This window comes from Pseudohaliea rubra DSM 19751, from assembly GCF_000764025.1.
Taxonomy (GTDB): Bacteria; Pseudomonadota; Gammaproteobacteria; order Pseudomonadales; family Halieaceae; genus Pseudohaliea; species Pseudohaliea rubra.
The window spans coordinates 1-24,075 of record NZ_KN234766.1 but is presented as its reverse complement, the minus strand read 5'-3'; the positions used below and the strand labels follow the sequence as shown (position 1 = coordinate 24,075).

The following is a 24,075-nucleotide window of genomic DNA, read 5'->3' as shown; positions in this document are numbered from 1 at the left end:
GTACCTCGCCTTACGGAATGGCGGAAAAGTATGGCATATCAGTCGGTGGCGGGCAGGCCCTCGACGGGCGCTCCGCGCCACTGCACCCAGCTTGCGAGGACGAGGCCGAGGGCTGAGGCACCGAGCATACACAGGATCAGCGGCAGCGGCGTGTCCACCAGGAGCTCGCCCACCATGGCGGTCACCAGGGCCGCGAGGCCCATCTGCACAAAGCCCAGCAGGGCCGAAGCGGTTCCCGCGATATGGGCGAAGGGACGCAGGGCTATGGCCATGGCATGGGGCATGACGAGGCCGAGGGCCAGGGCATAGAGGGTCATGGGGAGCACGAGCGCAAGCACGCTTTGCGGCAGGAGCCAGTATGCCGCCAGCATGATCACGGTGCTCGCCACGGCGATGCTGCTGCCGGCGAACATGACGGTCTCGGAGCGGTGGTGGCTGGCGAGGCGGGCCGACAGCGCGCTGCCGGACATGTAGCCGACTACCGAGGTGAGGAAGATCAGGCCGAACCAGGGCAACGGCACGCCGAGCATGTCGATGAACACGAAGCCGGAGGCGGTCAGATAGGCGAGGAGCCCGGCATAGACGAGGGCGCCGGCAATGCTCACGGCCAGGAAGAAAGGATGCACGATCAGTTCGCCATAGTTCCGCGCGATGGCCAGCGGATGGAGGCTCTGCCGCAGCGGCAGCGTTTCCGGGAGGTAGCGGAAGACCAGCACGGCGATCACCACCGCGTAGCCGGCCAGAAAAAGAAACACGCTTGGCCAGGGCACGAAGCGCAGCATGACGCCGCCAAGCCCTGGAGCTACCGCCGGCGCCAGGGCCATGAGCATGGCGATCAGTGAAAGGGCGCGGGCGGCGCGGGTGGGTCCGTAGACGTCCCGGGCGATAGTCCGTGCCAGGGTGGGGCCCACACAGGCACCGATGCCCTGCACGAAGCGGTAGTACGCCAGTTCGAGCACGCCGGTGGACTGGGCGCAGCCCAGGGACGCGACAATGAACAGAAGTGTACCCCCGATGAGCACCGGGCGGCGGCCGAAGCGGTCGGCCAGGGGCCCGCAGGCGAGATGGAAGATAGCGAAGCCCCACAGGTAGGCGCTCGCCGTCAGGTGCATATGTGCGATGTCGGTGTCGAAGGCACGCATCATTCCCGGCATCGCCGGCAGGTACATGTCGACGGAGAGCGGGCCGAGGGCCGCCAGGGCCGCGAGCAGAGCAAGCAGTCGGGGTGAGTCGTGGGCAGGGGAGCTGGACATGGCGCGGTAGCGTACACGAAAAGCACGGCGGTGGGCCGTTTTCTTCAACGCAGGCAGGCCCGCCGGGGAGCTTCAGGGTGCCGCGAGACTAGTTCATGTAGTCAAGAGGTAGCACGGTCCGCTGGACCACGCGCCGTAGCTCGAAGCTCGAGTGTACGCCGGTGACCCCGGGAATGCGGGTCAGACGGCCGAGGAGGAACTGTTCGTAGTGCTGCATGTCCGGCAGCACGGCTTTGAGCAGGTAATCGGCCGCCTGCCCGGTGACCACCGAGCACTCGAGCACTTCCGGGTAGCTGGCTACCTCGGCCTCGAAGGCCGCGAAGCGGTCCGGTGTGTGCCTGTCCATGGAGATGCCGATGTAGGCAGTGAGCTTGAGACCGAGGGCATCCTGGTCCAGCAGCGTGACGGTCTCGCGGATCAGGCCGCTGTGCTCGAGGCGCTTCAGGCGCCGCGCGCACGGGGTCGGTGACAGACCCACGGCGTCCGCGAGCTCGAGATTGCTGATTCGGCCGTTGTGCTGGATGAGGTCGAGGATGCGGCGGTCCGTGCGGTCGATACGAGCCATGGTCACTCCGGCTTTTTGCTGAAATAGTTTTATACACCCTAAAATAATTTATAAATAGAGAATAATCTCACATTTATGGTCTTTAAGGGGTGACTTTGCAGCAATTCCCTACGCCGCAGCCCGTATACTGTGCTCTCGGCCAGTGGTGCTGGCGGCAGGCAGCGCGCACGCGACTATCCCCGCGGCGGGCGGACCGGTGCCTCACAAGGGCAACGGGACCGGGCCTCGCTGGCACCAGGGCCGCCCTGTTTTTACAACGTGCAACGAACGAATCCGGGTTCGCCCCGGGGGAGCCGACGACCCATGAGCCGTCTCGACAATATCGACCATCGCAGTTTTGACCACACAAAATATCGCGCCTTCGTGCCCGTCGCGCTGCCTGACCGGCAGTGGCCGGACCGGCACCTCACCGCCGCGCCGCGCTGGTGCAGCGTCGATCTTCGGGACGGCAACCAGGCCCTGATAGAGCCCATGACCACCGAGCAGAAATCCCGGCTCTGGGACCAGCTGGTGAAGATCGGGTTCAAGGAGATCGAGGTCGGGTTCCCCTCTGCGTCAAAGCACGATTACGATTTCGTTCGTGACCTTATCGACGGAGGCCGTATCCCCGACGATGTCACCATCCAGGTGCTCACCCAGGCCCGGCCGGATCTGATCGAGAAGACCTTTGCCGCGCTCAAGGGCGTGCATCGGGCTATCGTCCATGTCTACAACTCCACTTCCACGGTACAGCGAGAGAAGGTGTTCGGTCTCGACCGCGAGGGCATCACAGCTATCGCCGTGCGTGGTGCGCAGCTGGTGCGGGACGAGGCGGCGAAGTACCCGGAAACCGAATGGGTCTTTGAGTACTCGCCGGAGAGCTTCACCGGCACGGAGATCGAGTACGCCGTGGAGGTCTGCGATGCGGTCATGGATGTCTGGCAGCCGACGCCTGAACACCCGGCCATCGTCAACCTGCCCGCCACCGTGGAGATGAGTACGCCGAACATCTACGCAGACCAGATCGAGTGGTTCTGCCGTCACGTCAAGCATCGCGACAGTCTCGTCGTGTCGCTGCATACGCACAATGACCGCGGCTGCGCCGTCGCCGCCGGTGAGCTCGGCATCCTCGCCGGCGCCGACCGGGTCGAGGGCACGCTCATGGGCAACGGCGAGCGCACAGGCAACATGGACATCGTGACCATGGCCATGAACCTCTACAGCCAGGGCGTGGACCCGGAGCTTCAGCTCGGCCACATGGACGAGATCATCGAGACCGTGAAGACCTGCACCCGGCTGCCGGTGCATCCGCGGCACCCCTACGCCGGCGAGCTGGTGTTCACGGCTTTCTCCGGCAGCCACCAGGACGCCATCAAGAAGTGCCTGGCCCGCCGCGACGCTGCCGAGCCCTGGGAAGTGGCCTATCTGCCCATCGACCCCGCGGACCTCGGTCGCTCCTACCAGGAGGTGATCCGCATCAACAGCCAGTCCGGTAAAGGGGGCGTGGCCTACGTGCTCGAGCGCGACCACGGTTATGACTTGCCGCGCTGGCTGCAGATTGACTTCAGCGCTGCCGTGCAGGCCTATGCCGAGGAGCAGGAATCGGAGGTTCAGTCGTCCGCAATCCACGACCTCTTCCAGCGCACCTACCTCGCACCCGACGGCCGCTGGTCCCTGGGCGATTACCAGTTGAGCCGCGCCGACCAGGTGGACCAGCTGACCGTCGTGCTCAGCGAGGGCAGCCGTTCCCACCAGATCACCGGCACGGGTAACGGTGTGGTCGCGGCCTTCGTTGACGCCATGGAGCGTTTTACCGGCAAGCCGATCGTGCTGGTGGAGTACAACGAGCACGCCCTGTCGCAGAGCGCCGATGCCGAGGCTGTGTGCTACATCCAGCTCAACGTCGACGGCGAGCGGGTCTGCGGCGTGGGCCGCAGCCACGATATCGTGCAGGCATCCATGAACGGCATCCTCGGCGCGCTCAACCGCGCCGTCGGCACCGGCGCCGAGGCCGCGGCCTGAGCGCCGGCCCCGGTAGCACCCGCTAGTAGGGGTGGCGGCGGAAGTACTCCACCGCCGCCGCCCGCACCCGCGGCGCCAGCCGCAGGGAGACGATCATCGTCGGGATGGCCATGAGCCCGTAGCAGCCCGAGATGATGTTGAACACCACGTCAATGCTCACCGCAGCGCCGAAAACGACCGCGATCACGTAGAACCAGCGGAAGTGATGCTGGATGTTTGCCCCGAAAAGAAAGCCGAAGCACTTTGCCCCGTAGTACCAGCAGGTGAACATGGTTGTCGTGCTCAGAATCAATGTGACCACGCCCAGGAGCACCGCGCCGGGAATACCGAGCTCGTTGCGGAACGCGCCGGCGGTGAGCGTAATGCCCGACAGCCCTTCCGATCCCTGCCAGTCTCCCGCCAGCAGCACCACCAGTGCTGTGCAGGTGCAGACGATGAGCGTGTCCGCCACGGGCCCGAGCATGGCCACGAGGCCCTCGCGTACCGGCTCGTTGGTCTTTGCCGCGCCGTGGGCCATCACCTCTGTGCCCACGCCGGCTTCGTTGGAAAAAGCGCCGCGGCTGATGCCGATGAGAATCACCCCGAGCAGGCCGCCAGTGACGGCGGTGGGCTGGAAGGCCTCGCCCACGATGCGGGCGAAGAGCCCCGGCACCTGCTCGGCGTGGAGCCCGAGTACCAGGAGGGTCATGGCGAGATAGATGATTACCATGGTCGGCAGCAGCGCCACCGCCACGGCCGCTACCCGGCGCAGGCCGCCGAAGATCACCGCCGCCACCAGAGCCGCGATGAGGCAACCGACGATCAGGTTGAAATAGCCCGGGGCGGCTCCGGCGGGAAGGAAGTTCTCCCGTACCAGGGCGGTGAGCTGGTTGGCCTGGAAGATCGGCAGCGTGCCGATGAGGCCGGCGACGGAAAACAGGATGGCCAGCGGGTAATAGCGGCGCGGCAGGGCCTCGCGGATGATGTACATGGGCCCGCCCTGGAGCCTGCCCAGGTCGTCGTGGCCGCGGTACATAACGCCGAGGCTGCAGGTGAAAAACTTGGTGGCGATACCCACGGTCGCCGACACCCACATCCAGAACACCGCTCCGGGGCCCCCGGCAGAAATCGCCAGAGCCACCCCGGAGATGTTGCCGAGGCCCATGGTGCCCGAGAGCGCTGCCGCCAGCGCCTGGCCGTGGCTCAGTTCACCCTGTTCGTCGGGCTGGTCATAGCGGCCGAGCATGATGCCAAAGGCGTGGCCAAGGTGCCGGTAGGGCATGCCACGGGAGTAGATGGCGAAGAACAGACCGCCGCCGAGGAGCAGCAGGACCAGCGGCGTGCTCCAGACGGCATTGACGAAAGTAAGGGAGAGGGCTTCAAGGGTCTCCATGGGGCTCCCGGGCAAAAGGCCGCAGCTTAGCACGGGGCTGGATCGCAAAGCGGTCTGCGGCGGCCGTTGCGGCGAGACGTTGTGACAGGGGCCCAATCACGCAACAATGAGCCCCCCGAGGCAGCCCCCGAGACCGATGACCGCCGACCAGCAGCCCCCTACCGTCACCCTTGCCGCTATCGAGGCCGCCCACGCCCGCATTGCCGGAGCCGTGCACGAGACGCCCGTGCTTACCAGTCGTCTTCTCGATGCTCACACCGGGGCGAGCCTGTTTTTCAAGGGCGAGCACCTGCAGCGCACCGGCGCCTTCAAGGCCCGCGGCGCGAGCAACGCCGTACTCGGCCTGCCGGAAGCGGAAGCCATCCGCGGCGTGGCCACGCACTCTTCGGGTAACCATGGCGCTGCCCTCGCCCTTGCGGCGGCGCGGCGAGGCATCCCGGCGTGGATCGTGATGCCTGAGAACGCGCCGGCGGTGAAGCGCGCGGCGGTGGCGGGCTACGGTGCGACTATCGTCGACTGCGCACCGACCCTCACTGCCCGGGAAGAAACCCTGGCCGAGGTCGTCGCGGCGCATGGCGCCCATGTGGTGCACCCCTACGACGATGAGCGGGTGATCGCCGGCCAGGGCACGGTGGCGCTGGAACTGCTTCGCGCCGTACCGGACCTCGCTGTCATCGCAGCCCCGGTTGGCGGCGGTGGCCTGCTGGCCGGTATCGCCGTGGCCGCGAAGGCCCTGAGACCGTCGATCGAGGTGATCGGCGTCGAGCCGGCCGGTGCCGACGATGCCTTCCGCTCCTTCGGCCTTGGCGAACTGCAGCCACAGACGAGTCCGCAGACTATTGCCGACGGTCTGCGCACCGGCCTGGGGGTGCGCAACTTCGCGCTCATCCAGCGCTTTGTCGATACCATTGTGACCGTTTCCGAGGAGGCCATCGTCGATGCCATGCGCCTGCAGTGGACTCGCATGAAGGCCGTCGTGGAGCCCTCCGGTGCCGTACCTTTCGCCGGCGTGCTGGAGCACGGTGAGCGCTTCCGGGGGCGGCGCTGCGCCATTGTGGTCTCCGGCGGCAACGTCGACCTCGACCGGCTGCCCTGGTGAGCGGCCCGGTGGGCAGCGGCCTTTTCCATCTCGCCTTGCCGGTGGATGACCTCGAGGCCGCCGCCGCCTTTTATGGCGACGTCCTCGGTTGCCGCCGGGGTCGCACCTCGGCGCACTGGACTGATTACGATTTCGGCGGCCACCAGCTGGTGGTTCACCTGGTCGACCGGGAGGCCATGGCGACCGTGGCCACCAATCCCGTGGATGGCGAGGCCGTACCCGCCGCCCATTTCGGTCTCGTTTTGTCCTGGGAGGACTGGGATGCGCTCCTCGAGCGCCTCGATGCTCACGGGGTGGCCTTTGCTATTGCGCCGAAGACCCGCTTCGCCGGCCGGCGCGGAGAGCAGCGCACCTGTTTTGTTCGCGATCCGGCCGGTAACTATCTGGAATTCAAGTGCTTTCGCAATCCCGAGATGCTGTTCGCGACCGACGGCCTCGACTACCCCTGAGGCCCGTCCGTCTCGCTGTGCTGCTGCTGGTGGCGCTGCTGCTCTCTGCCTGCAGTGCAAGGGTGTTTTTCTACAACCGTCTCGACTTTCTCGTGCCCTGGTACATTGAGGGCTATGTGCCCCTCGACCGGGATCAGGAGGCCCGCCTGGGAGCGCTCCTCGACCCGGTCCTTGCCTGGCACCGCAGCGAGGAGCTTCCGCGCTACGCGGTGCTGGTCGACGAGGCGCAGGCGCTGGCCCGCCGCGACCCGGCGCTGGCGGATCTGGCGGGACTCCTGGCTGCTTTCGAAGCCGCCTGGTATCGGCTGCGCGATCAGGCCCTCGAAGCGCTTATCGGCCTCGGCGAGAGTCTGTCGGAGAGCCAGCTGGAGACGTTCCTTGCCGAGCTCCGGGAGCGGCAGGCCGAGTACGAGGCCGAGTACCTGCCGCGCACCGACGACGCCTACCGCGAAGATGCCCTGGAGCGCCTGGAGGACAACCTTGGCGATTACCTCGGCCGCCTCGACGCCGGGCAGGAGGCGCGCCTGCAGGCCGCGGTGGCAGAGCTCAGGCGCATCGATGGCGCCTGGCTGGCAGTACGCGCTGCCTGGGTGGACCGGCTCGAGGAGATCCTCAGCCGGGAGCCCGGCTGGCAGGACCGGCTGCGCGCATCGGTGCATGACTGGGAACAGTGGGGGTCCGAAGACTACATCGCCGGCACCAATCACAACAGCGCCGTGCTACTGGACGCGGTCACCGACGTGCTCGCGAGCCGCAGCGAGCGCCAGCAGGCCCGGCTCCAGCGCGAGCTCGCTGCTCTGGCGCGGGACCTCGAAAAGCTCATGGTGCCCCGGTAGGCCTCTCGGCAGGGTTCGCCGCTCCCAAAGCGCGTCGTGCCCGGTGGGAGGCGCGCCCCCGCGCCTGCAGGGTCGGTTACAGCGTCTTGAAGAAGACCTTGGAGTTGCGCTGCAGGTTGTAGAGGTCCCGCCGCGCCGCCGGCAGCTCGCCCCGGCTGCCCTCGACGAATCCCTGCTCGAGGAACCAGTGTGCGGTCTGCGTGGTAAGTACGAAGACGCGTGTGAGGCCCTGGGCGCGAGCCTCCATCTCCAACTCCTCGAGCAGGCGCTGGCCGCGGCTGGCGCCTCGGTAGTCCGGGTGCGAGACGATGCAGGCGAGTTCGCCGCAGCGGTCCTGTGGGAAGGGATAGAGCGCGGCGCAGGCAATAATGCGTCCGTCGCGCTCGAGAAGACGAAAGCGGTCGATCTCTGCTTCGAGCAGCTCCCGGGACCGCTTCAGCAGCACGCCCTCGGCCTCGAGGGGCTCAATCAGCTCGATGATGCCCCCGACGTCATCGATCTGCGCCTGCCGCGCCTGCTCGTAGGGACGACGGGTGACCAGGGTGCCGCAGCCGTCGTGGGTGAACAACTCCTCGAGCAGTGCCGCACCGGCCCGGTAGCTGATCACGTGGCAGCGCGGCACACCCTGGCGGCAGGCGCGCCCGGCGGTCTCCAGCAGCCGCGCCTGCTCCGGCGCGGTGGGCGCGAGCGCCGCGATCTCGTCCACGGCGCATTGACGGATGAGGCGGCCCTCGCCATCGCGCACGCCGTCGGCGCTGCCGAAGAGCACGAGCTTGTGGGCACCGATAGCCACGGCAGCCTGCACCGCTACGTCTTCCAGGGGCAGGTTGAAGGCTTCCCCCGTCGGCGAATAGCCCAGGGGCGAGAGCAGCACGATGGAGCCGGCGTCGAGCTGGGCGAGAATGCCGTCCTGGTCGATGCCCCGGACCCGCCCCGTGAGCTGGTGGTCTATGCCGTCGAGTACCCCGATGGGGCGCGCGGTTACGAAGTTGCCACTGACGATGCGCAGGTTGGCGCCCTGCATCGGTGAATTGGGCAGCCCCATGGAGAGCAGAGCCTCGATTTCCACCCGCAGGGCGCCGGCGGCGTCGCGCACGTGCACCATGGCGGCCGCATCGGTGATGCGCAGGCCCCGGTGGAAGGCGCACTGCTGGCCGGCCCCCGCCAGCCGCGCGTCGATCTGCGGACGGCTGCCGTGGACGAGTACCAGGTGCACGCCGAGGCTGGCCAGGAGGGCAATATCGTGGATGAGCGGCGCAAGGGCGCCGCTGGCGGCGATTTCGCCGTCGAGCATGAGCACGAAGCGGCGCCCCCGGTGGGCGTTGATATAGGGCGCGGTGTTCCGGAACCAGGCGAAGCTGCCCGGTTCGCCACGGCGGTCGTCGCTGTTCACTGCTCGCTGTCCTGCGGTCACTGGTGCTGTGAGCGTACCCAAAAACCAGGGCCGGTGTCCTGTCCCGGGGCGCTCATCGGTGCGCTTCCGGCGACGGGTCAGCCGAAAATGCTGCGCAGGATGAAGAAATAGATGATGGCGAGGATCGCCCCGGCCGGGAGCGTGATGATCCAGGACAGGAAAATAGAGCCGATCACGCGCAGGTCGATGGCTGCGATGCCGCGGGCGAGGCCAACGCCGAGCACAGCGCCGACCAGGGTATGGGTAGTCGACACGGGCAGGCCCGTGGCAGAGGCGACAACCACCGTGGACGCGGCGGCGAGCTCCGCGGCAAAGCCCCGGGAGGGGGTCAGCTCGGTGATGCGCCGGCCGACGGTCATGATGACCTTCCAGCCGTAGGTGGCAAGGCCGATGACGATGCCGATCGCGCCGACCAGCAGGATCCACGCCGCCATCGGCGCCTTGCTGCCGATCATGCCGCCGGTCTTGATGGTGCTGGCGACAGCGGCCAGGGGACCTACGGCATTGGCCACATCGTTGGAGCCATGGGCGAAGGCCATGGAGCAGGCGGTGAAGATCATCAGTACGGCGAATACCCGTTCGACGCTGGCGAAGCGGTCATCGGCGTTCTCGACATAGCGGATGCGGCGGAGCAGGAGTGCGCCGAAGCCGGCCACAAGCAACCCGATGGCGGCGGAGATGGGCAGGGCGTTGGCAAACTTCGAGCCGAGGCCGAAGTCCATGGCCAGGCCGAGATGCTTGAGGCCCTTGAGCAGTGTGACCATGGAGATCATGAAGCCCACGGCCCACATGTATAGCGGGATATAGCGCTTGGCGCGCTCGAAGGGATTTTCCGTATCGAGGATCAGCAGTTTTACGCTCATGAACAGGCCGAAGGCGATGCCCCCGGCGAGCACCGGCGAGACGACCCAGCTCGCGACGATGGTGCCGACTTTGCCCCAGGACACCGCCTCCATGGAGATGCCGACGGCGGCAAAGCCGACAATGGCGCCGACGATGGAGTGGGTGGTAGACACCGGCCAGCCGCGCACGCTCGCCACCAGCAGCCAGGTGCCGGCGGCGAAGAGTGCCGACATCATGCCGTAGACCAGCAGCTCCGGGGTATCGACGAGGAGCGTCGGGTCGATGATCCCTTTGCGGATGGTCGCCGTGACCTCGCCGCCGGCGAGGTAGGCGCCGAGGAATTCGAACACGATGGCGATGAGAATGGCCTGGCGGATTGTCAGGGCCCGGGAGCCGACGGACGTGCCCATGGCATTGGCGACGTCGTTGGCGCCGATGCCCCAGGCCATGAAGAAGCCCGCGATGCAGGCAAGAATAAGAAGCTCGGTCCCGTACTGGGCAATGATTTCCACGGTCAGGTCCTGGGGTCGGGTCGCTAGTGGGCCAGGAGCAGACGCAGCCGCTCGCCGATTTCGCCATTGAGGGCGGCGAGGGCGTCCAGGGCATCAACCAGCTGGTAATTGAAGCTGTTGTCCACGGGGCTGAGCTCTGCCTCGCTGCGCAGCAGCTGCTCGCGCAGCTTGTCGGCCTGCCGGTCGCTCTGCTGCACGCGGCGGTGGAGACTGTCGAGCTGTCGCTCGACGCGCCGGGCCTCGGCGCCGGCGAAGCCGGTTTCAAGGAGCTCGTCGGTGCTCTCGATCGTCTCGAGCACCAGCGCCGCCAGCCCCTCGCTGCGCTTGAGCAGGCTGCTCAGGGTTTTGCGCGCCGCCCCGGGTATGGCCAGGGGGCGGAACAGGAGGCTGCGGGCGGTGCGGCGGGCGTCGTCGGCGAGTTGCTGCTGGGCGCTGAGGAGCTGCAGGAGATCGGGCCGCGGCATGGCGAGGAACAGGCCCCGGGGCAGGTGCCGGCGCAGCTCCGTGGCTACGGCCTGAGCCTCCCGGGCCGACGCCTCGAGCTCCAGAGACAGGGCGTCCATGCGCGACCGGTTGCCGTCGAGGGCCGCCTCCACCAGGCGACACAGCAGCTCCGCCGACCGGTAGACCAGCTGCATGTGGTGCTGCAGGGGCTTGATCGGCGAGGTGCCGAAGAGTTTGCCGAGCGGGCTGCCGACGGCCATGGGCGTGCTCCGTTCAAATCCGGGGCGAGTATAGGCAAGTCGGTGGCGCTTGTCTTGCGTGGCAAGATGACAGTTTTGCGAGCGTTTCCGCAGCCTGTGTTAGCATCCCGGCCGTGGGTCGCGATGCGCGCAAGAGACCGTTTATGAGCCGCCAGGAAGCACATCCCCAGGGCGATCCGCCCCTGCGCCTCGAGCAGGTGGTTGCGGACCTGCACCGCGATGACCGGCTTTCTGCAGCCGACTGCCGGCGCCTGGCCGGGGTCAACATCGGCTCTGTACACCCTCTGGTTTTCCTCGCCGAGCAGAAACTGCCGGACGCCGCCCGCCCCGGGCAGATCCTCGATATGCCGGCGCTGCTGGCCTGGCTGGGCGAACGCGCCGGACAGCAGGTCTATGAGATCGATCCGCTGAAGATCAACGTTGGCGAGGTCGCTGAAGTAATGTCCCGGGCCTTTGCCGAGCGGCACCGGATCCTCGCCGTCGAGGTACACCCGGACGAAGTAGTGGTGGCCAGCGCCGAGCCCTGGCGCCGGGACTGGCAGGACAACCTCGAGCACGTCGCCCGCAGGCCCGTGCGCTGTGTGCTCGCAGACCCGCGGGCCATCCAGCGCTACAGCCGGGAGTTCTACACCATGGCCCGCTCCGTACGCGGGGCCGGCGCCCAGGGCACCGCTCCCTCGGGCAGCGGTGTGACCAACCTGGAGCAGATGCTCGAGCTTGGCAGCATGAAGGAGCTCGATGCCAACGACCAGCACGTGGTCAGCATCGTCGACTGGCTGCTGCAGTACGCCTTCGAGCAGCGCGCCAGCGATATCCACGTAGAGCCGCGGCGGGAGCAGGGCCATGTGCGCTTCCGCATTGACGGGGTGCTGCATACGGTTTATGAGCTGCCGACGCCGGTCTGTGCCGCCATGACCAGCCGCATCAAGATCCTCGGCCGCATGGACGTGGCCGAGAAGCGCCGGCCCCAGGACGGACGCCTCAAGACCCGCAGCCCCGCGGGCGGCGAGATCGAGCTGCGTCTGTCCACGCTGCCCACGGCCTTCGGCGAGAAGCTCGTCATGCGTATCTTCGACCCGGAGGTGCTGCAAAAAAGCTTCGAGGAGCTGGGCCTGGCGGATGAAGACCTTGCCCGCTGGCACGCCATGACCGACAGCGGCAACGGCATCGTCCTGGTGACCGGGCCCACCGGGTCGGGCAAGACCACGACCCTTTATTCCACGCTGCGCCAGCTCGCCACCGATGAGGTGAACGTATGCACCATCGAGGACCCGATCGAGATGGTGGAGCCGGCCTTTAACCAGATGCAGGTCAATCACGGCATCGACCTCGACTTCTCCACCGGGGTGCGCACGCTCCTGCGCCAGGATCCGGACATCATCATGGTCGGTGAGATCCGCGATCTCGAGACGGCGGAGATGGCCGTGCAGGCGGCGCTCACGGGCCATCTGGTGCTGTCGACGCTGCACACCAACGACTCTCCCTCTTCCCTGTCGAGGCTGCTCGAGCTCGGGGTGCCTGCCTACCTGATCCGCGCGACGGTCCGAGGCATCATGTCCCAGCGCCTGGTGCGCATGCTCTGCCCGGACTGCAAGGCGCCGGCGGCGCCGGACCCGGAGGCCTGGCGCGAGCTTACGGCGCCCCGGGAGCTGCCCCTGCCCGAGACCATCGCCCGTCCCGTGGGCTGCAAGCGCTGCCGGGAAACCGGCTACCTGGGCCGCCGGGGCATCTACGAGGTCCTGGTCATGACCCCGGCGCTTCAGCACCTGGTCACTGCGCGCCTCGATAGCAGCAAGATCCGCCACGTGGCTCTGGAGGAGGGCATGCAGTCCCTGCGCATGTCGGGCGCCGCCCGGGTCGCCCGGGGGGAAACCACCATGGAGGAGGTCATGCGCGTGGCCCCGGCGGTCGAGCGCTGACAGTGTCCCCGCCAGTGGACCTGCTCCTCGCGTCCCTGCCGCCGGAGCTTGTGGATCGGGCGCGGCGCGCCTGGGAGGCGCTTTGCGAGGCCGACAGCGATGGCGCTGCCCGCGCCGCCTTCGGCGATGACGCCGGGCGCTGCGGCGAGCTTGTCCGCGTCCTCGCAACGAGTCCCTGGGCGGCCGCTACGCTGGCGCGGCGCCCGGTGCTGCTGGCGGAGCTCGCGGCGAGCGGCGAGCTGTGGCAGCGTCTTCCCGAGGAGGCCTGGGATCATGCCCTTGCTGCTGAGCTCGCCGAGCCGGAAGCGGAACTGCCGGTGGTCCTGCGCCGCTTCCGCCAGCGCGCGATGCTGCGCATTCTCTGGCGGGACTTCAATCGCCTCGCCGCGACGGCGGAGACCGTCCGTGATACCTCGCTGCTCGCCGAAGCCTGTATCCGCCATGCCCTCGCCGCCTGCCAGACGCAGCTGGAGGGCCGCTTCGGCCGCCCGATCGGTCGCCGCTCCGGCGAGCCGCAGGCGCTTATCGTCCTTGCCATGGGCAAGCTCGGGGCCCGCGAGCTCAATCTGTCCTCGGACATCGATCTCGTTTTCGCTTACCCGGAGGGCGGTGAGACCGATGGCGAGCGCAAGCCCATCAGCAACGAGGAGTTCTTTACCCGCCTCGGTCGGGCCCTCATCGCCGCCCTCGACCCGGTGACCGCGGAAGGCTTCGTGTTCCGGGTCGATATGCGTCTGCGCCCCTACGGCGAGAGCGGGCCGCTGGCTCACAACTTCGCGGCCCTGGAGGCCTACTATCAGGACCAGGGACGGGACTGGGAGCGCTACGCGCTCATCAAGGCGCGGCCGCTGACCGGTGACCCGGCCCGCTGCGAGGAGCTCATGCGCACCCTGCGCCCCTTTGTTTTCCGTCGCTATGTGGACTTCGGGGTTATCGAGAGCCTGCGCGCCATGAAGGCGATGATCGCCACGGAAGTCGCCCGCCGGGGCCTTCAGGACAACGTCAAGCTCGGCCGCGGCGGCATCCGCGAGGTAGAGTTCGTCGCCCAGTGCCTCCAGCTCATCCGCGGGGGCCGAGACCGCGCGCTGCAGCAGCGCGAGCTGCTGCCGGTGCTCGACAGCTGCGCGGCCCTCGGCATCCTGCCGTCGACGGTGGTCGGGGAGCTCGTCGAGGCCTACCGTTTCCTGCGCGACAGCGAGCATGCGATCCAGGGCTATAACGACCGCCAGACCCAGGAGCTGCCGAGGGACCCGCACGCCCGGGCTGCCCTGGCTCTGGTGATGGGTTGCGCCGGCTGGGATGACTACCGGCAGCAGCTCCAGACGCAGCGCGACCGCGTGGCGCATCACTTTGACGAGCTCATCGCCCCGCCGGCCGATGCGCCGGCAGCGCCCCTTGCCGGCGTCGCCTTCGGCGCCGTCGATGCAGTTACCCTCGCCGGTTTGGGTTACCGCGAGCAAGAGGCGACCCTCGGGCTCCTCGCAGAGCTGCAGGACGGCAGCCGCCTGCGCGGGCTGCAGTCCGAGGGGCGGGAGCGTCTCGAGCACTTCATGCCGCTGCTGCTGGAGGCCTGTGCCGAGGTCGAGGCACCGGACCTGGCCCTGCGGCGCATCCTCCCGCTGGTCCGGGCAGTGCTCAGGCGCAGCGCCTACCTCGTCCTCCTCACGGAAAACCCGCCGGCCCTGGCGGAGCTGGTCGCCCTCTGCGAGGCCAGCCCCTGGGTCGCGGAGCTGCTGGCGGCGCACCCGGTGCTCCTCGACGAGCTCCTCGACCGCTCCAGTCTCTACCGCGCGCCGGACCGGTCGCGGCTTCGGGAAGAGCTGGCGCAACAGGTGGACCGTCTGCCGCTGGATGACCTCGAGGCGCAGATGGACGCGCTGCGCTACTTCAAGGCTGCCCACGTGCTTCGCGTGGCGGCAAGTGAGCGCCTTGGGCGGCTGCCGCTCATGAAGGTCAGCGACAAGCTCACCTTCATTGCGGAGGTCGTGCTTGAGCAGGTGCTCCGGGTTGCCTGGGCCTCCCTGGTGACGCGCTATGGCACTCCGGCCCGGTCGGGCGAGGGTAGCGGCTTTGCGATCTGCGCCTACGGCAAGCTTGGTGGCATCGAGCTCGGCTATGCCTCGGACCTGGACCTGGTGTTTCTCTGGGACGCCGAGCCCCGCGGGCTGACCGATGGCGAGCGCAGCATCGACAACAGCGTCTTTTATACGCGCCTGGGGCAGAAAATCATTCATATCCTGGAGACCCGCACAGCTCTGGGCCAGCTCTACGAGGTGGATTTGCGGCTGCGGCCCTCCGGGGCGTCCGGGCTGCTGGTCAGCAGCCTCGCAGCCTTTGCCGGCTACCAGCGGGAGGATGCCTGGACCTGGGAGCACCAGGCGCTGGTGCGTGCCCGCCCCGTGGCCGGCGACCCGCAGGTGGCCGAGGCCGTAGACGTGCTGCGCTGCGCTATCCTTGCCCGGCCCCGGGATCGGGCAGCACTTGCCGGGGAGGTAGTGGCGATGCGCAACCGCATGCGCGAGCACCTGCTGCCGCGAAAGCTCGCCGAGGCGTCGTTCCATCTCAAGCAGAGCCCCGGCGGTATCGTCGATATTGAATTTATGGTGCAATACGCGGTGCTCGCCTGGTCGCACGATGAACCGGAACTCACCCGCTGGTCCGATAATATCCGAATCCTCGAGACCCTCGGCCGGGAGGGGCGTTTCCCCGAAGCGGTAGCCGCGGATCTGATCGCGGCCTACATCGCCTTCCGCTCCGCCTCGCATCGCCTGGCGCTGCAGCAGGCCGACGGGGTTGTGCCCCTCGATGGCGACGTGCGGCAGCACCGGGATGCGGTGCTGGCCCAGTGGCAGACACTGTTCGCGGGCATAGAGCCCGCGGGCCTGGACAAGAAGACAGAGGCAGGAGCAGGGCATGACATTCGCTGACCGCGACGGGTTGATCTGGATGGACGGGGAAATGGTCCCCTGGCGTGATGCGAAGGTACACGTGCTCACCCATACTCTGCACTACGGCCTCGGTGTTTTCGAAGGCGTGCGCGCCTACCGGACGCCGGACCGGGGTACCTGCATTTTCCGCCTCGAGGAGCATACCAACCGCCTCTTCAACTCGGCGAAGATCCTCGGCATGAAGATGCCCTTCGATCGCCAGACCATCAACGAGGCGCAGCGCGCAGTGGTGCGCGAGAACGGCCTCGAGGAGGCCTACCTGCGGCCACTGTGCTTTTACGGCTCCGAAGCCATGGGCCTGCGCGCCGACAACCTTGAGACGCACGTGATGATCGCATCCTGGGAGTGGCCCTCCTACATGGATCCGGAGGCCCGGGAGCGCGGCATCAAGGTGCGCACCTCATCCTTCACGCGGCACCATGTCAACATCACCATGTGCAAGGCCAAGGCTTGCGGCAACTACATCAACTCCATGCTCGCCCTGCGCGAAGCCATCGACTCCGGCGCCGAGGAGGCCCTGTTGCTCGATAATGAGGGCTACGTGGCCGAGGGCAGCGGTGAGAACGTCTTCCTCGTCCGCGGTGAGCGCATTTATACGCCGGACCTGACCTCCTGCCTCGATGGCATTACCCGGGCCACGGTCTTCGCCCTGGCGGCAGAGCTCGGTTATACCATCGAGGAGCGCCGCATCACCCGGGACGAGGTGTATATCGCCGACGAGGCCTTCTTTACCGGCACGGCCGCGGAAGTCGTGCCCATCCGCTCTCTCGATGGCCGGCAGATCGGCGAAGGCTGCCGCGGCCCGGTGACGGAAAAGCTCCAGACCATGTATTTCGACGCGGTGCGCGGCAAGCGGCCGGAGAATGCCGCATGGCTGACCCCGGTGGCGTGAGCGAACCGGGGCTGGCAGCCGCGGGGGAAGAACGCCTCAGCGATGGCACTTTCTTCCGTCACTGGTCGGTGGCGGCGCCGGTGGCGGTGGTTCTGCTCGCCCACGGCGCCGGCGAGCACAGCGGCCGTTACGATGCCGTTGCCGCGTGGCTGAAGGACCGCGGCATCGCGGTCTTCGCGCCCGATCATCGCGGTCACGGCGAATCTCCGGGGCACCGGGCGCACATCGACCGTTTCAGTGATTTCTTTGTGCCCCTCGACACCCTTCGCGATCGCATTGGCGAGACCTACCCCGATGCGCCCTGCTTCCTGGTCGGCCACAGCATGGGCGGCCTGATTGCGGCGCGCTATCTGCTGGACCGCCAGGACCGTTTCACCGGTGCGGTGCTTTCCGGTGCCGCGCTCGCTGTTGCCGAACCGCCCTCGGCGCCAGCGATCTGGATAAACCGCCTGCTTGCGGCCCTGTTTCCGACCCTTGGCGTACTGCAGCTCGATGCCAGCGAGATCAGCCGCGATCCTGCCGTCGTCGCCGCTTACCGGGCCGATCCGCTGGTGCATACGGGCAAGTTCACGGCCCGCTTCGTGGTAGAACTTTTTTCCGCCATGGGCGAGGTGGCGGCCCGCCGCGGCGAGCTCCGCCTGCCGCTGCTGGTTATGCATGGCGATGCCGATGTGATGACGGCCCCGGCCGGCTCGGAGGCTTTCGTCGCCGGCGTCGGCGCCGAGGACAAGACGCTGCGCCTCTATCCGGGGCTGTACCACGAAATCTTCAACGAGCCCGAGCGGGAGACGGTCCTGGCGGACCTCTACGACTGGCTCCGGGCCCGCTGCCCGCCGTGAGCGGAGGCGTTCTGGTTACCGGGGCCGGGGGTCAGCTCGGTCGCGAGCTGGCCCACTGTGCGCCGTTATCGCCCCCTTGCGTCGCTCTCGATCGCCGGGCGCTGGACCTCAGGGACCCGGCGGCTATCGGTTGCGCCCTTGATGCATACAAACCGCAGGCTGTGATCAACGCCGCCGCCTATACCGCCGTCGACCGTGCTGAGGCCGAGCCCGCGCAGGCCGATGCCAGCAACGCGACAGCGCCGGGCCTGCTCGCCGCCGCCTGCGCCGAGCGCGGGATCCGGCTTCTGCATGTGTCTACGGATTTCGTCTTTGACGGCCGCGCGTCCAGCCCTTATGCGCCGGACGCCGCGCCGGCGCCGCTCGGTGCCTACGGCCGCAGCAAGCTCGCCGGCGAAGATGCCGTGCGCACGGCCCAGCCCGATGTCCTGGTGCTGCGCACGGGCTGGGTGTACTCGCGGCACGGCGGCAATTTTGTAAAGACCATGCTCCGGCTCATGGCGGAGCGCGAGGAGCTTACGGTGGTAGCAGACCAGGTGGGTACGCCTACCTGGGCCCGGGGCCTCGCCCGGGCCCTCTGGTCCTTCGCCGGGCGTCCGGCGCTGGTCGGCACCTACCATTTCAGTGATGCCGGCGTGGCCAGCTGGTACGACTTTGCCGTCGCCATCGGAGAGGAGGCCGAGACCCTGGGACTCCTGGCGCGGGTTCCGCGGATTCTGCCGGTGCCCACGGCGGCCTACCCGACGCCGGCCCGCCGGCCGGCTTACAGCGTCCTGGACAAGAGCGCCTGCTGGCGCGACCTGGCCATGGAGGGGGTGCACTGGCGGCGTCAGCTGCGCCTGATGTTGCAGGATTTCAAGGAGCACGGGGTATGAGCCGAACGCTACTGGCCACCGGCGGTGCCGGCTTTATCGGTGCCAACTTTGTTCACTACTGGCTGGACCACCACCCGGCGGACCGGGTGGTGGTCTACGACGCCCTGACCTACGCCGGCAATCGCGCCAGCCTCGCCAGCCGGGAGGACGACGAGCGTTTCCATTTCGTCGAGGCAGATATCTGCGACCGCGAGGCCGTCGCCCGCTGCCTGCGCGAGCACGCGGTGGACACCATCGTCCACTTTGCCGCCGAGAGCCATGTGGACCGCTCCATCAGCGGGCCCGACGCCTTCGTGCGTAGCAACGTGCTGGGCACCCATAGCCTGCTGGAGGCGGCCCGGGCTGCGTGGCTGGCCGGGAGCGGCCGGCCGCATCGCTTCCACCACGTGTCGACGGACGAAGTCTACGGCACCCTCGGCCCCGATGACCCGGCCTTCTGCGAGGACACCCCCTACGCACCGAACTCACCCTATGCCGCGAGCAAGGCGTCGGCGGATCATCTCGTGCGCGCAGCCCACCACACCTATGGCCTGCAGGTGACCACCAGCAACTGCTCGAACAATTACGGGCCCTACCATTTCCCGGAAAAACTCATCCCCCTCTGCCTGACCAACATCCTCCGGGGCCTGCCGCTGCCGGTCTACGGTGACGGCAGCAACATCCGCGACTGGCTCTACGTGGAGGACCACTGCCGGGGCATCGAGGGCGTGCTCGAGCGCGGCGCCGTGGGCGAGAGCTACAATATCGGCGGCAATAACGAGTGGGCCAACCTCGACATCGTTCACCTGCTTTGCGATCAGCTCGATGCCCGCTTCGCGCACGACGGCGAACTCGCCCGGCGCTTCCTGGACGCGCCGCCGGCCCGCGGCGCCAGCGCCCGCGAGCTGGTGAGCTTCGTCACGGACCGCGCCGGGCACGACTGGCGCTACGCCATCGATGCAGGCCGGGCCGAGCGGGAACTGGGCTATGCGCCGCAGGAGACGTTCGAGAGCGGCCTTGCGCGCACCATCGACTGGTACCTCGCCCGCGAGGACTGGTGGCGGCCGCTGCTGCCGGATTGATGCTGACGGCCGGGGCGAGGGCGGGAGTCTTCTCTCAGTCGCTCCCCATTTCACGCTTTGTGGGGGCACCCTCCAGCAGCCGCTCCGGGAAACTGCGATGATCCAGAAGAAAAGTCTAGCGCAGCTGCGCTGGTTCAGCCCAGCAGCGGCGCCTCGGCAAACGCCAGGCCGTGTCGATCTTTCTCGGACAGGCGCGGCGCTTCGTCACCGAGGAGCGGCCAGTCGATGCCTACCGCAGGATCATCCCAGGCCAGAGTGACTTCGGACTCCGGGTGGTAGCGGTCCGTGCACTTGTAGAGAAAGTCGGCGCTGTCGGAGAGCACATAGAAACCGTGCGCGAAGCCCGGCGGTACCCAGAGCATATGGTGGTTGTGGTCGCCCAGCTCGGCCCCGACCCACTGGCCCAGGGTCGGGCTGTCCCGGCGCAGATCCACCGCTACGTCGAAGACCCGGCCGCTGGTCACCCGCACTAGCTTTCCCTGGGTGTGCTCCGTCTGGTAGTGCAGGCCGCGCAGCGTGCCCCGGGCCGAGCGGCTGTGATTGTCCTGCACAAAAGTCAGGTCGAAGCCCGCATCGCGGAAGGTTGCCGCATTCCAGCTCTCGAGAAAGAACCCCCGGCCGTCGCCGAAGACCGCCGGCTTGAGCAGATAGACGCCGGGGATTGCCGTTGCTTCAAAGTCCATCGAAGACCGCCATGTCGCCCTGGAGCAAGCGCTGCAGATAGAGGCCGTAGCCGCTTTTTTCGAGTGGGGCGGCGAGGGCCTCAAGGCGGGCCGCATCGATATAGCCCATGCGGAAGGCGATTTCCTCCGGACAGGCTATCTTCAGTCCCTGACGCTCCTCTACCACGCGGATGAAGTTGGCCGCATCGAGAAGCGAATTGTGCGTGCCCGTGTCCAGCCAGGCGGTGCCGCGGCCCATAACTTCCACGCGCAGGTCACCGCGGGCCAGGTAGGCGCGGTTGACATCGGTAATCTCGAGTTCGCCGCGGGCGGAGGGACGGATCCCCGCGGCGATGTCGACCACATCGTTGTCGTAAAAGTAAAGGCCGGTGACGGCGTAGCTCGAGCGCGGTTGGGCGGGTTTCTCCTCGATATCGATGGCGACGCCGGCTTCGTCGAAGGTGACTACGCCGTAGCGCTCCGGGTCCTGCACGTAGTAGGCGAAGACCGAGGCGCCGTGCTCCCGGGCGGCGGCGCTGCGCAGCGAGTCGGTAAAGCCGTGGCCGTAGAAGATGTTGTCGCCGAGCACGAGGGCCACCGGCGCGCTGCCGATGAACTCGCGGCCGAGGATGAAGGCCTGGGCGAGGCCGTCCGGGCTCGGCTGCACCGTGTACTGGAGGCTGATGCCCCACTGGCTGCCGTCGCCGAGGAGGTCGGTGAAAGCGCGTTGGTCCCGCGGGGTGGTAATCACCAGGATGTCGCGGATACCCGCCGCCATGAGCGTGGCCAGCGGGTAGTAGATCATGGGCTTGTCGTAGACGGGCATGAGCTGCTTGCTCACGGTGCTCGTGAGCGGATGCAGGCGGGTGCCACTGCCGCCGGCGAGGATGATACCCCGGTAGTTGGTCTGCGCTGTCGCCATGGCTCGCGGTTCCGTCCCTGGGACGGGTAAGTATAGCGACGGCACTGCTGCTCTGTCGCCCCGGCACGGTGTCACACTGGCAGGCCCTTCTTTGGGAGGGTCTTCCTCGCGCCGAGACGCCTTACCCCCGGGAAGCTGCACCGTCGCGGCGGGTGTATTTCCCCGGCGCCATTGTTAACATTGGCAACTTTCCGGCAGCAGAGTTCGCCCGCCCGACCCCACCTCCATCGCGTGCCCTGTGAGGCGCCGGGAGCGGTGTGCATACGGGGCCGGCACCGATCGGGGGACGCCGACATCGCACAGTTCGACAATAACCTGACCCTGCTTCGCGAGGGCATGCCGGCGGCGGGACCGGTACCGCCCTCGCCGGGGGTCTCGGCGGCTCTCGACCGGCCGCTGCGTATCGCCCTCCTTGGTTACCGGAGCCAACCCTACGGCGGTGGCCAGGGCATCTATCTCAAGTACCTGAGTAAAGCCCTGGTGGACGCCGGACATCGGGTCGACGTGATTTCCGGGCCGCCCTACCCCCATCTTGACCCCCGCGTGCCGCTCATCAAGCTGCCCAGCCTCGACCTGTTCGAGAACGGCCTCGGTTGCCTGCGGCCGCGCCACCTGGCCTCCCTGACCGACCTGCTGGAGTGGACCGGCAAGCTTACCGGCGGCTTTGCCGAGCCCTATACCTTCGGCCGCCGGGCCCTGAAGTACCTGCGCCGGCACCGGGACCGCTACGACCTCGTGCACGACAACCAGAGCCTGTCCTACGGTATGCTCGCGCTGCAGCGTCTTGGTATTCCCCTGGTCAGCACGATTCACCACCCCATCACGCATGACCTGCGCCTGGCGCTGGCCGCGGCCCGCGGTCCCGGCGAGCAGCTGCTTATCCGCCGCTGGCACAGCTTTCTGTGCATGCAGAAGCGGGTAGCCCGGGGTCTTGACCACATTGTGACTGTCTCCGAGTGCTCCCGGCGCGATATCGGTGCGGACTTCGGCATCGACCCGGGAAGGGTCGATCTGGTCTATAACGGCATCGACACCGCCGTCTTCCGGCCCAGGCCGGAGGTGCAGCGGCAGCCGCGGCGACTGATGGCAACCGCTTCCGCCGATGCCCCGCTGAAGGGCCTGCGCTATCTTCTCCTCGCCTACGCGGAGCTTTCCCGGGAAGACCCGGGCCTCGAGCTGCTGGTCATCGGGCGGCCGCAGCCCGGCGGCAGGACCGAGCAGCTCATCGAGCGCCTGGGCCTTGCCGACCGGGTGCGCTTCGAGAGCGGCATCAGCACTGAAACCCTGGTGCAGCGCTATGCCGAGGCGACCATCGCCGTGGTGCCATCGCTCTACGAGGGCTTTGGCCTCCCCGCGGGGGAGGCCATGGCCTGCGGCGTGCCGGTGGTGGCCACGGACGGCGGCGCGCTGCCGGAAATCGTCGGCGACGCCGGTGTCACCGTGCCCCGGGGTGATGCCGGGGCGCTGGCTGCGGCCCTGCGTGACCTCCTCGAAGACCCGGCTCGCCGCGAGGCTCTCGGCGTCGCCGGCCGGCGACGCATCGTGGACAACTTCAGCTGGTCGGTCTGTGCCAGTGCCATGGTGGCCTACTACCGCCGCGTGCTTGCCCGTGCAGACCGTTGATTTCAGCTTTCTGGCGCTGCCGACCGGCGCTCGCGTGCTCGACCTGGGCTGCGGCGAGGGCCGACACGTGCACGGTGCCGCCTTCGCGGGCTTCGAGACCGTCGGTGTGGACCTGTCCCCGGGTGACCTGGCTACGGCCCGCCAGCGCCTCGCCGAGCTGCCGCCGCCGGTGCCCGCGGCGGTGGTCGCCGCCGACGCGCTCACGCTACCCTTTGCCGATGGCGTCTTCGACGCCGTGATCATGAGCGAGGTGCTCGAACATATCCCGGACTACCGCGCTGCCCTCGCCGAGGCGACCCGGGTGCTGCGCCCCGACGGGCTGCTCTGCGTGAGTGTGCCGCGGGCCTGGCCCGAGCGCCTGTGCTGGCGCCTGAGTCGCGCCTACCACCAGGTGCCCGGGGGCCACCTGCGCATCTTCCGGCGCGAGCTGCTGGAGCGTGAGATCGCCAGCGTCGGCTACCGCTGCTATTACCGCCACGGCGCGCACGCGCTGCACGCGCCCTACTGGTGGCTGCAGTGTCTTTTCTGGGAGCGCCGTGAGCGCAGTTGGCTGGTGCGCGCCTGGCACCGGCTGCTGGTCTGGGACATGCTCCGGGCTCCCTGGCTCACGCGGCGCCTCGAGCGCCTGCTGGACCCGTTCCTCGGTAAGAGCGTCGTGCTCTACTTCCGCCGCGAGGTGGCCCCGTGAGCGGGCCCTACCTGAGCCCCGGCCTCTTCCCCCGGGAGCTTTTGCGGCCGACCGTACAGTTCATCCTCGACAGTCAGTGCGACAGTGGCGAGATCCCCTGGTTTCCGGGCAACTACACGGATCCCTGGGACCACGTGGAGGCGACCATGGGCCTGGCTATCGGTGGCGAGATCGCCGCCGCCGAGCGCGCCTATGCCTGGCTGGCGGCGCGGCAGCTCGAGGACGGCAGCTGGTGGGCCGCCTACCGCGGCGACCTGCCGGACAACCTGGAGCGCAGGGAAAGCAACTTCGTCGCCTACGCGGCCACCGGTGTGTGGCACCACTACCTGGTGACCGGCGACGGCGATTTTCTGCTGCGCTACTGGCCCATGGTGGAGCGGGCCATGGCCTTTGTGCTCTCGCTGCAGTCGGAGCACGGTGAGATCGACTGGGCGGTGGACGGCGACGGGCGGCCGAAGGGCGATGCGCTCGTTACCGGCTGCAGCTCGATCTTCAAGAGCCTTGAGTGTGCGACCAATATCGCCGCGACCCTCGGCCGGCCCCGGCCGGCCTGGCTGCAGGCGCGGGCACGGCTCGGCGACGCCCTGCGCCGTCGCCC

Annotated in this window: 20 protein-coding genes and 1 pseudogene; 13 read left to right on the top strand and 8 right to left on the bottom strand. The window is 67.9% G+C overall.

What is annotated here, in order from left to right; genetic code table 11:
* Positions 1-38 precede the first annotated feature (38 nt).
* Positions 39-1,253, bottom strand: a complete 1,215-nt coding sequence (locus HRUBRA_RS09195; RefSeq protein WP_052094593.1) for a multidrug effflux MFS transporter — start codon at positions 1,251-1,253, stop codon at positions 39-41.
* Between the two features lie 88 nt (positions 1,254-1,341).
* A complete protein-coding gene (locus HRUBRA_RS09190) occupies positions 1,342-1,818 on the bottom strand; it encodes an Lrp/AsnC family transcriptional regulator (RefSeq protein WP_035516507.1) in 477 nt (158 codons plus the stop codon).
* A gap of 303 nt (positions 1,819-2,121) precedes the next feature.
* Here HRUBRA_RS09190 and leuA point away from each other — a divergent pair, with 303 nt between their 5' ends.
* Positions 2,122-3,819: a 2-isopropylmalate synthase gene (gene leuA, locus HRUBRA_RS09185; RefSeq protein WP_035516504.1), complete on the top strand. Its 1,698-nt coding sequence runs from the start codon at positions 2,122-2,124 to the stop codon at positions 3,817-3,819.
* A 22-nt stretch (positions 3,820-3,841) separates the two neighbouring features.
* Here the strand turns inward: leuA and HRUBRA_RS09180 are convergent, their stop codons facing one another.
* Entirely contained in the window at positions 3,842-5,191 is a 1,350-nt protein-coding gene (locus HRUBRA_RS09180) for an alanine/glycine:cation symporter family protein (protein ID WP_035516502.1), read from the bottom strand.
* A gap of 136 nt (positions 5,192-5,327) precedes the next feature.
* Between HRUBRA_RS09180 and HRUBRA_RS09175 the strand changes: the two genes are divergently transcribed.
* The 3 genes from HRUBRA_RS09175 to HRUBRA_RS09165 are packed head-to-tail and all read left to right on the top strand — an operon-like array spanning position 5,328 to position 7,575.
* Positions 5,328-6,290: a pyridoxal-phosphate dependent enzyme gene (locus HRUBRA_RS09175; protein WP_035516500.1), complete on the top strand. Its 963-nt coding sequence runs from the start codon at positions 5,328-5,330 to the stop codon at positions 6,288-6,290.
* On the top strand, positions 6,287-6,739 hold the full coding sequence (locus tag HRUBRA_RS09170; protein WP_236629831.1) for a VOC family protein: 453 nt from the start codon (positions 6,287-6,289) through the stop codon (positions 6,737-6,739). Before HRUBRA_RS09175 ends, HRUBRA_RS09170 begins: the two co-directional genes overlap by 4 nt.
* A 17-nt stretch (positions 6,740-6,756) precedes the next feature.
* Positions 6,757-7,575: a DUF6279 family lipoprotein gene (locus HRUBRA_RS09165; RefSeq protein ID WP_052094588.1), complete on the top strand. Its 819-nt coding sequence runs from the start codon at positions 6,757-6,759 to the stop codon at positions 7,573-7,575.
* Positions 7,576-7,651: 76 nt separating this feature from the next.
* Here HRUBRA_RS09165 and argA read toward each other — a convergent pair whose 3' ends face one another.
* The 3 genes from argA to HRUBRA_RS09150 all read right to left on the bottom strand — a co-directional run bounded on the left by argA (position 7,652) and on the right by HRUBRA_RS09150 (position 11,048).
* Positions 7,652-8,968: an amino-acid N-acetyltransferase gene (gene argA / locus HRUBRA_RS09160; RefSeq protein ID WP_035516498.1), complete on the bottom strand. Its 1,317-nt coding sequence runs from the start codon at positions 8,966-8,968 to the stop codon at positions 7,652-7,654.
* Between the two features lie 98 nt (positions 8,969-9,066).
* Positions 9,067-10,344 (bottom strand): inorganic phosphate transporter, encoded by a 1,278-nt coding sequence (locus tag HRUBRA_RS09155; protein WP_035516497.1) that lies wholly within the window; start codon positions 10,342-10,344, stop codon positions 9,067-9,069.
* A 23-nt stretch (positions 10,345-10,367) separates the two neighbouring features.
* Positions 10,368-11,048, bottom strand: coding sequence for a DUF47 family protein (locus HRUBRA_RS09150; RefSeq protein WP_052094587.1), 681 nt, complete (start codon positions 11,046-11,048; stop codon positions 10,368-10,370).
* Positions 11,049-11,191: 143 nt separating this feature from the next.
* Here HRUBRA_RS09150 and HRUBRA_RS09145 point away from each other — a divergent pair, with 143 nt between their 5' ends.
* The 6 genes from HRUBRA_RS09145 to rfbB are packed head-to-tail and all read left to right on the top strand — an operon-like array spanning position 11,192 to position 19,582.
* Positions 11,192-12,967, top strand: a complete 1,776-nt coding sequence (locus HRUBRA_RS09145; RefSeq protein WP_035516495.1) for a type IV pilus assembly ATPase TfpB — start codon at positions 11,192-11,194, stop codon at positions 12,965-12,967.
* A 2-nt stretch (positions 12,968-12,969) separates the two neighbouring features.
* Positions 12,970-15,894 carry a bifunctional [glutamate--ammonia ligase]-adenylyl-L-tyrosine phosphorylase/[glutamate--ammonia-ligase] adenylyltransferase gene (gene glnE / locus HRUBRA_RS09140; RefSeq protein ID WP_236629830.1) on the top strand — a complete coding sequence of 975 codons (2,925 nt, stop codon included), beginning with the start codon at positions 12,970-12,972 and terminating at the stop codon, positions 15,892-15,894.
* On the top strand, positions 15,881-16,807 hold the full coding sequence (locus tag HRUBRA_RS09135; protein WP_035516492.1) for a branched-chain amino acid transaminase: 927 nt from the start codon (positions 15,881-15,883) through the stop codon (positions 16,805-16,807). The genes glnE and HRUBRA_RS09135 overlap by 14 nt, the downstream gene beginning before the upstream one ends.
* Complete coding sequence (locus HRUBRA_RS09130) at positions 16,786-17,646, top strand: alpha/beta hydrolase (protein WP_144244435.1); 861 nt, start codon at positions 16,786-16,788, stop codon at positions 17,644-17,646. Before HRUBRA_RS09135 ends, HRUBRA_RS09130 begins: the two co-directional genes overlap by 22 nt.
* Complete coding sequence (gene rfbD, locus HRUBRA_RS09125; protein ID WP_035516491.1) at positions 17,643-18,521, top strand: dTDP-4-dehydrorhamnose reductase; 879 nt, start codon at positions 17,643-17,645, stop codon at positions 18,519-18,521. The genes HRUBRA_RS09130 and rfbD overlap by 4 nt, the downstream gene beginning before the upstream one ends.
* Positions 18,518-19,582, top strand: a complete 1,065-nt coding sequence (rfbB, locus tag HRUBRA_RS09120) for a dTDP-glucose 4,6-dehydratase (protein ID WP_035516490.1) — start codon at positions 18,518-18,520, stop codon at positions 19,580-19,582. The genes rfbD and rfbB overlap by 4 nt, the downstream gene beginning before the upstream one ends.
* Positions 19,583-19,716: 134 nt before the next feature.
* On the opposite strand, the gene rfbC is transcribed toward rfbB, so the two are convergent.
* Positions 19,717-20,265, bottom strand: a complete 549-nt coding sequence (rfbC, locus tag HRUBRA_RS09115) for a dTDP-4-dehydrorhamnose 3,5-epimerase (protein ID WP_035516488.1) — start codon at positions 20,263-20,265, stop codon at positions 19,717-19,719.
* Positions 20,255-21,166 carry a glucose-1-phosphate thymidylyltransferase RfbA gene (rfbA, locus tag HRUBRA_RS09110; RefSeq protein ID WP_035516486.1) on the bottom strand — a complete coding sequence of 304 codons (912 nt, stop codon included), beginning with the start codon at positions 21,164-21,166 and terminating at the stop codon, positions 20,255-20,257. Before rfbA ends, rfbC begins: the two co-directional genes overlap by 11 nt.
* Before the next feature lie 336 nt (positions 21,167-21,502).
* On the opposite strand from rfbA, the gene HRUBRA_RS09105 reads away from it, so the two are divergent.
* The 3 genes and pseudogenes from HRUBRA_RS09105 to HRUBRA_RS09095 form a co-directional block, all read left to right on the top strand.
* On the top strand, positions 21,503-22,789 hold the full coding sequence (locus tag HRUBRA_RS09105) for a glycosyltransferase family 4 protein (RefSeq protein WP_052094592.1): 1,287 nt from the start codon (positions 21,503-21,505) through the stop codon (positions 22,787-22,789).
* Complete coding sequence (locus tag HRUBRA_RS09100; protein WP_052094585.1) at positions 22,776-23,477, top strand: class I SAM-dependent methyltransferase; 702 nt, start codon at positions 22,776-22,778, stop codon at positions 23,475-23,477. The genes HRUBRA_RS09105 and HRUBRA_RS09100 overlap by 14 nt, the downstream gene beginning before the upstream one ends.
* Positions 23,474-24,075 (top strand): annotated as a pseudogene (locus HRUBRA_RS09095) (prenyltransferase); the annotation flags it as partial. The gene HRUBRA_RS09100 and the pseudogene HRUBRA_RS09095, both read left to right, overlap by 4 nt.